At 37.8% G+C, this 12,363-nt stretch carries 11 protein-coding genes; 3 read left to right on the top strand and 8 right to left on the bottom strand.

The window, feature by feature from the left end; translation table 11 throughout:
- Nucleotides 1-8 precede the first annotated feature (8 nt).
- The 8 genes from AC1DVP_RS05775 to AC1DVP_RS05740 form a co-directional block, all read right to left on the bottom strand.
- The gene (locus AC1DVP_RS05775) at nucleotides 9-1,289 is read right to left on the bottom strand and encodes an efflux RND transporter permease subunit (protein WP_100844399.1); all 1,281 of its coding nucleotides are present in this window, start codon (nucleotides 1,287-1,289) and stop codon (nucleotides 9-11) included.
- Nucleotides 1,290-1,294: 5 nt separating this feature from the next.
- Entirely contained in the window at nucleotides 1,295-1,765 is a 471-nt protein-coding gene (locus AC1DVP_RS05770; RefSeq protein ID WP_100844398.1) for a heme-binding domain-containing protein, read from the bottom strand.
- Nucleotide 1,766: 1 nt separating this feature from the next.
- Nucleotides 1,767-2,333 (bottom strand): DUF3347 domain-containing protein, encoded by a 567-nt coding sequence (locus AC1DVP_RS05765; RefSeq protein WP_100844397.1) that lies wholly within the window; start codon nucleotides 2,331-2,333, stop codon nucleotides 1,767-1,769.
- Between the two features lie 30 nt (nucleotides 2,334-2,363).
- A complete protein-coding gene (locus AC1DVP_RS05760) occupies nucleotides 2,364-2,981 on the bottom strand; it encodes a heavy metal-binding domain-containing protein (protein ID WP_100844396.1) in 618 nt (205 codons plus the stop codon).
- Nucleotides 2,982-2,985: 4 nt separating this feature from the next.
- Complete coding sequence (locus tag AC1DVP_RS05755; RefSeq protein WP_100844395.1) at nucleotides 2,986-3,834, bottom strand: DUF3347 domain-containing protein; 849 nt, start codon at nucleotides 3,832-3,834, stop codon at nucleotides 2,986-2,988.
- A gap of 159 nt (nucleotides 3,835-3,993) precedes the next feature.
- Complete coding sequence (locus AC1DVP_RS05750) at nucleotides 3,994-4,365, bottom strand: hypothetical protein (protein ID WP_100844394.1); 372 nt, start codon at nucleotides 4,363-4,365, stop codon at nucleotides 3,994-3,996.
- A 194-nt stretch (nucleotides 4,366-4,559) separates the two neighbouring features.
- Complete coding sequence (locus tag AC1DVP_RS05745) at nucleotides 4,560-9,941, bottom strand: N-6 DNA methylase (RefSeq protein WP_477182570.1); 5,382 nt, start codon at nucleotides 9,939-9,941, stop codon at nucleotides 4,560-4,562.
- Entirely contained in the window at nucleotides 9,928-10,365 is a 438-nt protein-coding gene (locus AC1DVP_RS05740) for a DUF1896 domain-containing protein (RefSeq protein WP_477182569.1), read from the bottom strand. The genes AC1DVP_RS05745 and AC1DVP_RS05740 overlap by 14 nt, the downstream gene beginning before the upstream one ends.
- Before the next feature lie 228 nt (nucleotides 10,366-10,593).
- On the opposite strand from AC1DVP_RS05740, the gene AC1DVP_RS05735 reads away from it, so the two are divergent.
- From AC1DVP_RS05735 to AC1DVP_RS05725, 3 genes are read left to right on the top strand one after another with little or no spacing between them, the layout of a single operon-like run.
- Nucleotides 10,594-11,556, top strand: coding sequence for a bifunctional helix-turn-helix transcriptional regulator/GNAT family N-acetyltransferase (locus tag AC1DVP_RS05735; protein WP_477182568.1), 963 nt, complete (start codon nucleotides 10,594-10,596; stop codon nucleotides 11,554-11,556).
- 5 nt (nucleotides 11,557-11,561) lie between these two features.
- Entirely contained in the window at nucleotides 11,562-11,885 is a 324-nt protein-coding gene (locus AC1DVP_RS05730; RefSeq protein ID WP_477182567.1) for a cupin domain-containing protein, read from the top strand.
- Between the two features lie 10 nt (nucleotides 11,886-11,895).
- Complete coding sequence (locus AC1DVP_RS05725) at nucleotides 11,896-12,297, top strand: PaaI family thioesterase (protein ID WP_477182566.1); 402 nt, start codon at nucleotides 11,896-11,898, stop codon at nucleotides 12,295-12,297.
- Nucleotides 12,298-12,363: the final 66 nt, after the last annotated feature.

Genomic DNA, 12,363 nt, shown 5'->3' with positions numbered 1-12,363 from the left:
TACGTAACTTATTGGTTATTATCCATTTCTTCCTGTTTCTCAGAAATTGTCCTATACGCATTCTCTACCATTACAATTCCGTCATCAACCAAAACACCAATTGCTAAAGCAATTCCCGTGAGCGACATAATATTTGAAGAAATTCCAAAAGCCTGCAGGAAGATAAAGGCAACCGCCACCGAAATTGGTATTTGTATCAAGATAATTAATGCGCTTCGCCAATGAAAAAGAAAAAGCAACACCACTATTGAAACGGCAATCATTTCTTCGATTAGCGTTCCTTTGACAGATTCAATTGCTTTCTCAATCAATTCGCTTCTGTCATAAGAGGTTTTAAAAGTTACGCCCTCGGGTAGTCCTTTCTCCACTTCTTTCATTTTGGCTTTGACCGCTTTTATGACATTATCTGCATTTTCTCCGTATCGCATAACTACGATACCACCGACGACTTCTCCTGTGCCATTTTCATCAAAAATACCCAAACGCAAATCGCCTCCCATTTGAATGGAACCGATATCTTTTACCCGCACCGGAATAGAATTGTAATTTTTGATGGCAATTTCTTCTACGTCCTTTATGCTTTTTATATATCCCAAACCCCTTATGATGTATGACATATCACTCATTTCAAATTTCCGTCCTCCCACATCATTATTATTGGCTTTAACAGCATTCATCACTTCCATCATAGTGACTTTATAATATTGCATTTTCAAAGGGTCTAAAACCAATTGGTATTGCTTTTCAAAACCTCCAAAAGAAGCTACTTCTGCAACCCCGGGAACAGTTTGTAGCGCAAATTTCACATACCAATCCTGCAAGGCTCTTTGCTCACCCAAGTCCATACCATTTGCATCTAAATGATACCAAAATATGTGACCAACACCYGTACCATCWGGWCCAAGCGTAGGTACCACATTTTGGGGCAAAAGGCGCTGAGCATAATTCAGCCTTTCYAAAACCCTTGTTCTTGCCCAATAAATATCTACGTTGTCCTCAAAAACGATATATACGAAACTCATTCCAAACATAGAAGCACCACGAATATTCTTAACTTTTGGAATTCCCTGAAGATTCGAAACCAAAGGATAGGTTACCTGTGATTCAATAACCTGCGGACTTCTGCCCATCCACTCCGTAAAWACAATYACTTGATTTTCGGACAAATCGGGAATGGCATCAATGGGATTTTGTTGCACGCTATAAACACCCCAAGCAAATAAACAGGCCGAAACGAGCAATACGACAAATCTGTTTTTTAATGAAAATGATATTAATTTTTCTACCATAATGTTTAGTATTTAGATGAAAGACTATCGCTAGTTTTCTCAATCCAATCCATTACTTCCTGTTTTTGACTACTTGAAAGTATTGCGTTTTTATGGATCAAAGTATAAGAAGCCAAAGGCATTTCATTCAACTTAATTTGTTTGCTGATAGCTTTTAATTTGCTATTCTGTTTGCGTTGTGAATAATTTCCATATTCATTGAAATTCAAATTCTCTTTTCCTTCATTTATATGATTTTTCATAAAAATTCCAACGGGTTGAATGTTGGAATACCACGGATAATTGGTGTTATTGCTGTGACAATCATAACAAGAGGTTCGCAATATCGCTTCAACATTTTTAGGAACATTATATACTTTTGTGAAATTTGCAGTTAAATCCTGCTCCAACGCAATGTTGCGAGCAGGCTGATATAACTGTATCAGCAAAAAAATAATTAATCCAATAAAAAATATCTTTTTGAAGATTTTTTTCATCTTAGAATTCTTTTCTCACAGAACCACAAGTAAGCATTTCTGAACCAAAATAAGGGTTTTTGATTTCTTTCGCTTCGCTTATCCAAATAGCACCTTTTCCTTCATCAGCCATTGGGCAAAAGTCCTCATACAGTTTTTGTTCAGTTCCAAAAGTTTTTATCAAATCATTGATGTCTTTACTCATTAAAACAAAATGCTCTCTTTGGTGTGCTATGTTCCCCGCATTATCTCCAATATGTTCAGCGTGTTCTTTGAGATCATCGGCAATATCCATATAGGTTTTCATTTGTTCACCAGATAATTTTTTCATATCTATTTTTCCCAAAGTCTCTACCAATGCTTTTCCTGCATCGGCAGTAGCGTTAGAATCGTCTTTAGTCAAAGCATTTTTTAAAGACAAATAATCCGTTACAATTTCTTTAATGGAAAAAGAAGTAGGATTGACTTTTACAGTTGCAGTTTCAGGTTTACTTATTTCTGAATTAACTGTTTCTTCTTGCTTATTTTTTTGATTACAAGAAACCATTGTGATTGCTACTGCTATTGCTGAAAGAATTATATTTTTCATTTTTATTTTTTTTGTTATTGAAAGATTAGATTAGTGTTTATGGTCTTCTGTTTGCGTCATATCCATACCGCATTTAGGACATTTTCCAGGTACATCTGAAGTGGAACCATCCATAGGACAAACATATTTTGTCACAATTTTACTTTGAGGCTGACTTCCTTTTTGCGGGTGCAAATCAACTTTTTCGGTGACTTTTACCAAACCCATTCCACATTTAGCGCATTGACCCGGTTTATCAGAAGTTGTGCCGTCCATCGAGCAAACATATTTTGTCACAGTTTTACTCGTAGGCTGACTTCCTTTTTGCGGGTGCAAATCAATTTTTTCTGTGGTTTTTACCATTGCCATTGCACATTTAGAACATTTACCTGGTTTATCAGAAGTTGATCCATCCATAGGACAAACATATTTTGTCACAATTTTACTTTGAGGCTGACTTCCTTTTTGCGGGTGCAAATCAATTTTTTCGGTGACTTTTACCATATCCATCCCACATTGTGGGCATTTACCTGAGCTTGAATTTGTTTTGTCAGGATGTGTAGGACAAACGTAAATTGTTTTTTGTTCTTCCTTTTTTGTAACAGTTTGTCCTGTTACTGCTGAATTAAATGCAAAAAATGCACTTAATACAATAATTAGTGTTTTCATCTTTTTAGTATTTTATTGTTTCTATAGTTTTACCACAACTCAACATTTGTGAGCCATAGTAAGGATTTTTAACAGCATTTTCTTTGCTTAGCCAATTGGCATCTTGCATTGGGCAGTATTGGTAATAGATCGCTTCAGTAGGTTTGGAAACTTTAATCAATTCATAAATGTTTTTAGATAATGATTTGAAAAAATCTCTTTGTTTCTTAATATCTTGTGTTTCAGAAATACTTTTGGAATCGGCAGTTAAATCTTTTAAGATTTTCATCCAAATCACATGTTCATCCATTTTTAATATTTCCATTTTCACTGCAGTAATCGAAGATAATAATGCTGCTGCTTTTTCAGAAGCTGTTTTAGCATCTGTTTTTACTAAAGCATCTTTCAGTAAAAAATAATTGTCCAAAACTGGCTGTAGTTGATTTACGGTTTGATTTTCAGCTGTTGTTGAAAGTCTGTTGCTTTCCATTCCTGTCATTTCGCTTTTTGGTTCTGTTTTAACAGGAACTTTTGCCTCACGATCATATTGACAACATCCTGCAAGTTTTGAATATGTATCATCTGGAGCAAGAAATTTATCACTGTCATAACCTGACAATGCAATACGTTTGAGTATTTCGTCTTGACTGGTTATTTTAGGATCATAACTAAGGACAGCCATTTTTGTATCTGCGTTCCAGTCAACGTTTGCGACATTTTTTAGACTACCTGCTTTTTCTATTTTGGCTTCGCACATTCCGCAGTTTCCGTAAATTTTAACGGACTCTATTTTAGCATTTTTAATTTGTGCGTTGGATACCACTACTGATAACAATAGAAGTATTGCTATCATTATTTTTTTTAATGAGTTCATTGTATGTAAATAATGTTAAATTGAATTAGTTAAGCAATAACAAAAATGAAATCATAGAATACCCATCATCTTGAAATTGAAATTAACCGATAAAATAAATGATTTGGAGACCAATAATAGTTATCAATAAGATATAATTATGGCTATCAACTATAGATTTTAGCTTATTTTAGGTATAAGCCAAAGAGAATTAAAACCAGAAGAAATAGTGGTTTTGTAATTATAAAATTTTTGTTTTTCAGAAGAGAAATTAAAAAGATTGCTATTAAATTTCAATTCATTAATAGCAACAGTACTACTGTTGCAAGAAGTAGCGCAACTGCATCTAGAATGGTTACATTTTCCTCCACAACCTTCGTGATTTTTCGTTTTGGAATGATTGTCATTTTTGCAACAATCGTCTTTGTCCATATTTGAAGATGTCTCTTTTGTAGAAGAATGTTTTGTTGAATTATTTTCACAGGCAAAAGAATTACTTGGTATCAATAAGAAACCAAATAATACTATTACTAAAATGTGAAATGTATTCATTTGTAGTTTAATTTAAATCCAAAATTAATCAATTTATATTGATTTTTTACTAACAACGTGTTAAAAATCACATTTTCGCTACACTTTTCTTAACAAGTTAGCTATCATATTTACGCATCAGAAGACAAAAAATTAAGGTGTTTTTCAAAATTTACTACCAAATAAAAAAGAATGTTTTGTTTTTACCAATGAAATTACATTGCTTTCAAACCTACAGAAGACCTTTCCTGAACATTATTTATTTTTATAGCTTCTTTCTGTTCTTTGGGCTCGGAAGTAATAGACAACTGTATTTTCCTGTCAATGGCCGCCAATCCCGTTTTCAGTTGACTCAACCTGCTTTCCTTCGTCCATATACCATTGACTACTTCCTGAAGTACAGGCAGGTCTTTTTGTAATTCGGTAATTTTCTTTTGTTCCTGATCAATATAGCTAGGTATTTTTTCCAAAGCACTAAGGAAATTCATTGACGCAAGCTTTGCGTCATTAGCAATCAAGCCATTATTATAAGTGTATTTTATATTGCCTTCACCCTGTACCAAAAAACGATTGACTTTAATATCAGCACCTTCTTTTTCGGATATTTCAGTTTTAACCAATAATGTAAACCCATACAGGCTGCCTATTTCGTCATACTGACCTCCAGTACGGGCTTTATCCGCAATCTGGTTAAGTTTGGTCCCAATCTGTTTCACATCGGCATTAGGTGACAATCCGTCTAGCTGTACAAGGTTCAGTATCGTTCCATCCTGCCCTTTTTGTAAGCGCTGTTGCAGATTTTTCCAATCGTGACCCATTCGTTCCAATCGTGACTTGGCAGACTCTAGTGTCGCAGAAATATCTTCCAGCTTGTATTTGGAGCTGAACTTGGAACGATTGAATGCCTGCTTCTCACTTTCCAATCCAGCGACCTGTTTTTCCAGTTTTGCTTTTTCCAATAAATCCGTATTTCCCGAAAGTATAGCTACGTATTCAGAGAAATTCATTCCCGATTTTTCATCCATACTCCCCTCATCAATGGTTCGCTTTCCTAGATTGTTGGTTTTGAGTTGGTCAATAAAAAGCTGTTTATTGTACAAAAGATTAAACTTGTAGCTGTCCAGCGATTTTTCGACTGCATAGATAATTACATCCACCTTGTTATCGGCGAAAAATTTGGCAATTTCATTGCCTTTTCGCACAGCCCTTCCGTCACGTTGAGCAAGATCGCTTGGTCTCCACGGGGTATCCAAATGATGAACGGCAACAGCTCTTTTCTGTGCATTTACACCAGTTCCCAACATGCCGGTAGAACCAAACAGCACACGGATTTTCCCCTCATTCATACCGCCTATAAGCTCCTTGCGTTGCTTATCATTTTTAGCTTCCTGTATAAAACGGACTTCATGTTCCGGTATACCATAATCATCTACAAGTTTGCGCTTGATTTCCCCATATACATTCCATTCTCCTGGCTTGTAAGTGCCTAAATCTGAAAAAACAAACTGCGTTCCTTTCTGCGCATGGAATTTTTGGTAATACTTTGCAATATTGGTTGCACAATGAGAAGCTTTGTTATCGGGGTGGTCATTATATTTACTGCTTACCATCCGCATATCGAGGGACATCTTACGGGCATAATCCGTAGCAATCAGCATCTTTGCTTTTTCTTCCCTATCTGTTAGCGGAGGTCTTCCCAATAAGGTCGCATTACCTGATTTAGCAAACTCCATCAATTTCTGGATGAATACTTCCTGATCGGGCGTAGGCGGTATATTATAAAGTACCTCGTTCTTTTCCGGACGATCTATACCAATATCCTTAGCGGTTCTGTAATCCGTGATTTCCGAATAGAACTGTGCCAGTTCCGGCACTTTGATAAAGTAGCGGAAGCGTTCTTTTGACACGATATTATTCGCTACCGAAAACTCATAATCAGTCGTTTTCCTTGCATAGATAGCCGCCCACGCATCAAAACAGTTAATACCTTGTTTTTCCAATGCTCTTGGACGGAGATATTTAAACAATAGATATAACTCGGTTAAGGAATTGCTGATAGTTGTACCTGAAAGAAAGGTAGCACCCATATCGCCTTGTATGCGATCCTGAATGGTGCGGATGGCAAAAAGCAGGTTCATGGCCTTTTGGCTTCCCATCATATTGCCCAAACCTGCAACCCGGTCATGACGCGTATTGAACATCAGGTTTTTGAACTGGTGGCTTTCATCAGCAAATAAGTGGTCGATGCCCATCATCTTAAAATCCACTACATCATCTTTTCGGTTTTCGATGTCATGTTCCAAAGTTTTCAGCCTAACTTCAAGGTTCTGTCTCCTGATGATTACACCTTTGAGCATACCCCTTGAAATCTCTTTGCCCTGTGCTTCCAAAGCGGCAAGATTATCTTCCACGCTGTTCAGTTCGACTTGTAGGATTTCCTTTTGCATTTCTGGCGACTGGGGTATCATGCCAAACTGGTCATGGGTCAATATCACGCAGTCCCAATCGTTGTTTTTAATATCTCCGAAAATCCGTTGCCTTTTCTGTGGGGTAAAATCTTCTTTGCCAGGATACATAATTTTAGCGTGTGGGTAGGCTTTACGGTATGTTTCTGCAATCTCATGAACATTGGCTTTCAATCCTATTATCATAGGTTTGTGTACCATTCCCAAACGTTTCATCTCCTGTGCTGCGGTACACATCACCAATGTCTTGCCGGCTCCTACTTCGTGATCGCAAATCGCACCGTTGTTCAGCTTGATCATCCATACTGTATCCTTTTGGCTCGAATACAGGTCATTAATGCCTAAGCCTTTTCTGTCCAGTCCTGGAAATTCCTGATGGCTTCCGTCGTACTGCGGACGCACAAAACAGTTAAAGGTATCGTTATACTGGTCGGTCATCCTTTTTTTAAACTCATCGTTTTGAGTGTGAAGCCATTCGGTAAAGGCGGTACGTATTTCATCAATCTTGGTATTTGCCATCTGCATAGCTTCCATATCCCGTACCTTTACTTCCTTATCATCAATCATTACTTTTTTGGTAATATCAGGAGTGGTATTGACTAATGCGTTTTTCAGCAGAGCAATCCCGTCAAATGTTCGGCTATCAGACTTGACGGCATATTTATCCCATATATGTACATTTTTCTGATCGCATTTTATAGAAAAGTCATCGGAAGTTTCAGAATACTGGATACGCACCTCCGTATCGAAAAGATGAGAAGCAAAACAGGCATAGATCCCTGTCGGTATCCAACGCTCACCGAGATTAAAATCCAGCTCTTCAAATTCGATACGCCTTGGTCGGGCTTCTTCTAAAGACGTAAGGCTTTCTTTGGCCTGCCTATCAAGGGGATTGCTTTCGAGATAGCTTTTTAAGGCTGTGGCTTTCTCCACCACATTGCCAGCTACCCATCTTTCAGCTATTTCATATTCCTTTTCCAAAGGATTATAAAAGATGCGTCCGTGTAATACCGCTTTCAAATCGTCCGATGATATACCGCTGATTTTGGACATAAAGTCTAGATCAACGTTCCCGTATTTGTTCAATGATGCGGCTAAAGCCTCATCGGGATTATCGGTAGCTAATGTGGTAATGGAGAAGCTTACCGGACGGTGGAAGATATCCGCCTTATGTACCACACCGCCAACAACACGTTCCAAATAAGGCATTTCCTTACCGGAACTGTCTGTTTTGATAAGCTTGATATTATCGGCACTGTTCAGGTTGCCGTACCTTTTTACGAAGGCATCGTAAACCTTATTAAATGTTTCTCTCTCTTCTTTATGTTCTGTTTGCAGTTTGGCTTCCTTCTGACATAAATCGAGGTAGTTATCTCGTACAGAAATATAGGCTTCAGCTCTTCCTTTCTGTAAGGACGATAATTGCAAAGGATGAAACATTGCCTGTTTCCTATCGCTATCAAAATCTCTAAGATAGCCGACCCAGCCGTTATCCACTGCAAGGCTATCGTTACGATGAAAAGACTGTATTTCTTTGGTATAAATTGCTGGTTCGGGAATGGTGTTGCCTGCGGTAATCTTTTCGGAGAGATTATTTCCTTTCAGTCCTGAAAACAAATCGCCGATAACTTCCTGTGTATTCCTTTGATTTGGGGTGTTTTTATTTACAGGAGAAATAGAAACAGGAGGTTGCTGCATCAAACCGCTGAACAGGTTTCCCTGATATCCGTTCACAGTTCTTTTTCTTTTGGCTGGCTGTTTTTTTGCTCTGACTGCTTTAACAAGACTAACAACAGCCACTGGCTCTTCTAAATTTTCAAAGAGGTCAAAAATGCTCAGTTGTCTTTCTTCTTTTACAATGTCCTTATTTATTGTTGGAGCAGATAATTTCTGCGTTGCTTTTGTAATGGTTACAAGTTCAGAATTGGAAAGTGTAACCTTTGGTGTTATAGGAATTTGTTTGACAGGCGTATCGTTTCGTTCACCTTTATACAAGCCAATATCCAGATGTTTTCCAAAATCTTCCGATAGCATTTTCTTCAGGTCTCTGGCAATTCCTTCCACACTATCCTTATGCGTATAGATAAATGCAGGTTGACCGTAAGGATCAGTGTCTAACACACATGTAGTATGTATAATCCTTCCGTTATCCTGAAACAAGGCATTACTTGGTGTATTGTATTGAGTTATTTGGCTCTGACAAAACTGCTCTTCCGATTCGGTCAAACTTTGTTTTGCAGTATTCTTTTGCAGAATTATCAAATCGCTTCCCACTTCCGTACCGGCATAGTCGGTAAATAAATTATTCGGCAACCGAACGACTGAAACTAGGTTGTTCTCCTGCATCAATGCCCTGCGTATGGGTTCGTTCTTCGGGCTGTTCAGCACACCTTGTGAAGTGATAAAAGCCAGCACACCACCTTCACGGAGCATGTCGGCTCCCTTCATAAAGAAGTAATTGTGTATGCTTCGGGCAGCCTGTATTTTTGCAGTGTCCCTGCTTCTGGAATAGGAGAGGTCAAAAACGGATGTATCACCGAAAGGGATATTGCTAGCCACCACATCATAGCTATTTTTTTCCATTTCGGATATTTCTTCAAAACCGCTGATGCGGATCGTATCCTCAGGATAGAGCTGCTTTAGAATTTTTCCCGTGAGCAGATCTTTTTCATAAGCGGTAACCTGTGATACAGCTTTATCCGCAAAGGATTGTATGAAAGATCCAGTACCGGCAGATGGTTCTAAAAGTTTTTGAATGCTTACACCATTTTCTTTTAATGTGGTGGAAATAGCATCAATAACCAAAGGTGGTGTGTAAAATGCAGTCAATACAGAACTCCGCATACTGTCCACATACCTGCCGTATTGTTTTTCGTCATTTGCATTTTCTTTAAGAAGCCGATGAAGCTCCTGTGTAATTGGAAAAAGTTCGTGTTCGGTCTTTCTCCAATGGTTGATGTCTATCGGATTTTGGACAGGGTTCAACACAAATTTAAGGCCACCAAATCCGCTGTATTGCATCATTAGCAGTCTTTCGCCTACTGAGGCTTTTCTGTTCTCCTTTTCCAGTTTAAAAGCAATTCGCAGGGCATCAATGTTCAGTTGGAGATGTTGCTTCTTACTGAAGCCCATTTTCCTCTATCCATATTGCGATCGTTCCGGTTATTTCACCATAGAGTAAATCAAACTCATAACCGTATGCGAAGTCATCAGTTAGTTCATATCTTGCAAAAACAGGCTCACAAACGGGGAACATTTTCAGGGCAAATGGTAGCAGTTCCTCATCTGCCATTATGGTGTCAAATTCATTGCATACCACTTGAAACACGGTATCGAATTTGGAGAAATGCAATTTTTCAAACAGGATATGATTGGCTATTTCGTTGCATTGATCAATAGTATTTCCCGAACGAAATGCATCCTCATAAACATTAGTAGCCCATGAAGAACGTTGGTCTATAAACTTTTGGTCACTCGCCTTTTCGGGGAAGCTGGTGTTTAATAATTCTTGTAGTCGTAATTTGAAATACGATAGGTCTTTTTGCGGGGTATCCATAGTATAATTTTGTTTAGAATTTTACTTGAAATCTAAAATTATAGTAGTAGATAAGACCTCTTACAGAAGTGGCAGAGTTTGGCTTTGATCGATAGAATTTGGCTTAATGAATTGGATAAAAAAGCTTGCCTTGTCTTTTTTCAACAATCAAAATTGCCATTAATGTTTTGCCTGGAATAATTTTATTTATATATTTGCATAATCAGTTATGTAATTAATTATGTTATTATGAAAATATTTGAAAAAACAGGCAAAATGGCATTAGGTAGCAGGTTACGATTACTCACTGCAAAAGTAACCGAAGATGCAGCCAAAATTTACGAGTTGTACGATGTGGACTTTTCGCCAAAATGGTTTCCCGTATTCTTTTTGTTGTCTGAAGACGGAGAAAAAACCATTACCGAAATCGCCAACGAAATAGGACACTCCCAACCATCAGTTACCAAAATCATCAAGGAAATGTCAAAAGCGGGATTGGTCAAGGACAATCTCAAATCAAAAGATAAACGTAGAAATGTGGCAGGGCTAACTGAAAAGGGGAAAATAGTTGCCAAAGAAATGATAAAGGTACAATGTACCGATATAGATGCTGCCATCGGAGGAATTATAGCCGAAGCAACGCACAACCTTTGGGAAGCCATTGCAGAATGGGAATTTTTATTGGAACAAAAATCAATCTTCAAACGGGTGCAGGAACAAAAAAAGCTTCGTGAAAGTAAAGATGTACAGATTGTAGCATACGAACCGCAATACCAGTCAGCTTTCAGGTCGCTTAATGAAGAATGGATTTCTACCCACTTTGAAATGGAAGAAGCTGATTACAAAGCACTAGACAATCCCAAAGAATATATTTTGAACAAGGGCGGAAAAATCTTTGTCGCATTGTTCAATGGCGAACCTTTGGGTGTTTGTGCCTTAATCAAAATGGACGACCCAAATTACGACTTTGAAATGGCTAAAATGGCGGTTTCTCCAAAAGCACAAGGCAAAAATATGGGCTGGTTATTGGGGCAGGCAGTAATAAAAGCAGCACAAGAATTGGGGGCTTCAAAAATATATTTGGAAAGCAACACCATTCTAAAACCCGCTATCAACCTGTATTACAAAATGGGGTTTAAAAAAATCGCAGGACACCCGACACCTTACAAACGTTGTAACATTCAAATGGAATTAAATTTTAACAATAAATAATGAATATGAAAAACATAGTAAAAAAAGAAAACGCAGTTTCAAGACAGTTCTTGGGCGTTGATTTCGTAGTGCTTTCCATTGGAAAAGACACAATGGTTACAAAAATGCTGTACAAACCAACTGATAACGTTCCGTTCCACAAACACCCGAACGAGCAAAGTGGATATGTCATTTCCGGCAAATACAAATTGAAGTTTGAGGGCGAAGAATATTTGTTATCCGAGGGCGACACCTATTCCATTCCTGCCGATGTGGAACATTCTATCGAAATCATTGAAGCAGGCGAAGTAGTTGATGTATTCAGCCCGATAAGACAGGATTATTTATAACACAAATAAAATGTACGAAAAGATAAAACAGAGTTTTGATAAACAGGGTTTGATGAAGACCATAAATGCTCAATTAGCAGAAGTTGAAAAAGGACGGGTAAAAATTACTTGCGGATTTTCCAAAGCATTGACACAGCAACATGGCTTTTTTCACGCAGGGGTAGTCACAAGCATTGTAGATAGTGCCTGCGGTTATGCCGCTCTAACGATGATGTCCGAAAATACGGAAGTATTGAGTATTGAATTCAAAATCAATTTTATGAAACCTGCAAAAACGGACAAACTCATTGCCATTGGTAAAGTATTGCAATCAGGCAGAACATTAACCATTTGCGAGGGATATGTTTACGATAGCAAAGAAGAAAAACTAATCGCAAAAATGACGGCAACAATGATTGCTGTTCAACAGTAATTTATGGTGCAAATTATTGGTTATACAGCATTATCACTCAATCTTATTTCAATGTCAATGAAGAAC

The sequence above is a fragment of the Flavobacterium sp. P3_A6 genome, assembly GCF_056403035.1.
This window is presented reverse-complemented; position numbering and strand designations above follow the sequence as displayed.

Coding starts and splice junctions, on each gene's coding strand:
- AC1DVP_RS05770 (WP_100844398.1), bottom strand. CDS start 1,765: ATGAAAAAAATCTTCAAAAAGATATTTTTTATTGGATTAATTATTTTT.
- AC1DVP_RS05765 (WP_100844397.1), bottom strand. CDS start 2,333: ATGAAAAATATAATTCTTTCAGCAATAGCAGTAGCAATCACAATGGTT.
- AC1DVP_RS05760 (WP_100844396.1), bottom strand. CDS start 2,981: ATGAAAACACTAATTATTGTATTAAGTGCATTTTTTGCATTTAATTCA.
- AC1DVP_RS05755 (WP_100844395.1), bottom strand. CDS start 3,834: ATGAACTCATTAAAAAAAATAATGATAGCAATACTTCTATTGTTATCA.
- AC1DVP_RS05750 (WP_100844394.1), bottom strand. CDS start 4,365: ATGAATACATTTCACATTTTAGTAATAGTATTATTTGGTTTCTTATTG.
- AC1DVP_RS05745 (WP_477182570.1), bottom strand. CDS start 9,941: ATGGGCTTCAGTAAGAAGCAACATCTCCAACTGAACATTGATGCCCTG.
- AC1DVP_RS05740 (WP_477182569.1), bottom strand. CDS start 10,365: ATGGATACCCCGCAAAAAGACCTATCGTATTTCAAATTACGACTACAA.
- AC1DVP_RS05735 (WP_477182568.1), top strand. CDS start 10,594: ATGAAAATATTTGAAAAAACAGGCAAAATGGCATTAGGTAGCAGGTTA.
- AC1DVP_RS05730 (WP_477182567.1), top strand. CDS start 11,562: ATGAAAAACATAGTAAAAAAAGAAAACGCAGTTTCAAGACAGTTCTTG.
- AC1DVP_RS05725 (WP_477182566.1), top strand. CDS start 11,896: ATGTACGAAAAGATAAAACAGAGTTTTGATAAACAGGGTTTGATGAAG.